A 1,739-nucleotide genomic window follows, 5' to 3' on the forward strand; every position below is an offset into this window, starting at 1 on the left:
CCGAGGCGCCGACACCGGCAACATCATCGACACCATCAATCTCGCCAACAGCAACTGAGTCATCACCACCCCAGGCATCGACGACAAGTGACATTGCCGCTGAGCGTGCACGACTCGAAGCCCTGCTCGCCGCTCATCGTGAAACAGTAGCACAATACGAACAAATGGCAGCCCGCTACCCGGCAGGGAGTGTCCCAGCCTTCATCACGGCTGGCCTTGATGCGGCACGAGCCGAGCTAGCAAAGACTGAAGCTGAGCTAGCGGCGTTACCGCTTGGTCCAGACCCGGCAGAAGTAGCGCGACTTGAAGCTCTACTCGCCGCTCATCGCGAGACGGTAGCGCAATACGAACAAATGGCAGCCCGCTACCCGGTAGGGAGTGTCCCGGCCTTCATCACAGCCGGTCTTGATGCGGCACGAGCCGAACTGGCTAAAACTGAAGCTGAGCTGGCGGCGCTCACAGGCAGCACACCCTCAGCTCATACACCAGCACATCCGGCAGCCCCTACACCCATCGCTACACCAATAGTTTCTCCACCACCGGTTACAGCACGTCTGGTGTTAGCTGATGGCAGTGAGATTATCTTACCGCCCGGCAAGAGCGAGTATATTATCGGACGCGAAGACCCAGTGAGTAATATCTTTCCTGAAATCGATTTGACGCCCTATGGTGGTGAACTCGGCGGTGTCAGTCGTCAGCATGCCAAAATAGTACATATCGGCAATCAGTGGAGTATCGTTGATCTAAACAGCACCAATCATACGCGCGTAAACGGGCAGCGCATCGAACCACAAACCCCAACACCGCTCAGTGACGGCACCAAACTCCAATTCGGTCGTCTCGTTGCTACCTTTCATCTTTCGTAAGCACCGACTGGGATGATGAACAGACTTGGGACACCCTGAGAGACGTCCCAAGTCTGCATCAGGACAGACGCGGCGCCGACGCTCCACACAGACCACAAACTGGCGGATCGCCGACCGCCGATGTCCATAGGTTGCAGGTACGACAACGAAAACTCAACACTCGTGGCACCGGTGTTGGTTCGATTGGTTGCGGACGCAGTGCCATTTGTAATGAAGTGTAATCGGGAGCAGCAAGCAAACTTGCGTGTTCAACTCGATCACCGCTCAATACCAACTCTAGCACCATCCCCGGTGCCAGAAGATGACGGGCAGTGACATTAGTCAGCGCAGCATCATCAATGGTTAGTGTCTGCTCAGGACCACCATCGGGCCAGGATTGTACTGCCAGCGTCACAGTTTCACCGGCAAAAAAGCCACCAACATTCAACACTTCACGAATGATCACCCGCATTGACCATACTCCTGGGATACAGCAACGGTTCAATCAGCTATAGCATGTTAGTACACTTCAGTGCAAGAATAGCAGCGGGCGGTAATGTTTCCCATTCATCGTGTTTTCCTGGGGCTCAAAACGGTGCTCGATAGAGAAACCGTTTGAACGGCCAAAAAGTTACACGAAAAAACACGGCAATTGCGAAGGAAGGCACGGAGCGTATCGGAGATACCGACAGTGGCGAGGGAATGGACACTGCGGTCAGATAGACACGGGTGCAGCACCAACACGAAGGGGCACCTGCGTTGGGCATCTCCGCGTGTTGTCGTCGCATCGGTTGCGGTGTTTGCGTCTACGTCCCCTGTAACCGCTGCAACTTGGCTTCCAATTCACGCAGACGGGCTTCAAGCTCGGCCCGCGCTGCCGCTTCGCGTCGGGCT

General features: G+C 55.5%; 2 protein-coding genes. One reads left to right on the forward strand and one right to left on the reverse strand.

Annotated features, from left to right (window positions below; translation table 11 throughout):
• On the forward strand, positions 1-866 hold an 866-nt coding region (locus tag JE47_RS0120090; RefSeq protein WP_152556126.1), incomplete at its 5' end, for an FHA domain-containing protein.
• Between the two features lie 58 nt (positions 867-924).
• On the opposite strand, the gene JE47_RS0120095 is transcribed toward JE47_RS0120090, so the two are convergent.
• Complete coding sequence (locus JE47_RS0120095; protein ID WP_031461448.1) at positions 925-1,317, reverse strand: hypothetical protein; 393 nt, start codon at positions 1,315-1,317, stop codon at positions 925-927.
• Positions 1,318-1,739: the final 422 nt, after the last annotated feature.

It is taken from the genome of Chloroflexus sp. MS-G (genome assembly GCF_000735195.1).
In the GTDB taxonomy this organism is placed as follows: domain Bacteria; phylum Chloroflexota; class Chloroflexia; order Chloroflexales; family Chloroflexaceae; genus Chloroflexus.

Excerpts from the sequence above, each read along its gene's own strand:
- JE47_RS0120095 (WP_031461448.1), bottom strand. The coding sequence starts at position 1,317 with ATGCGGGTGATCATTCGTGAAGTGTTGAATGTTGGTGGCTTTTTTGCC.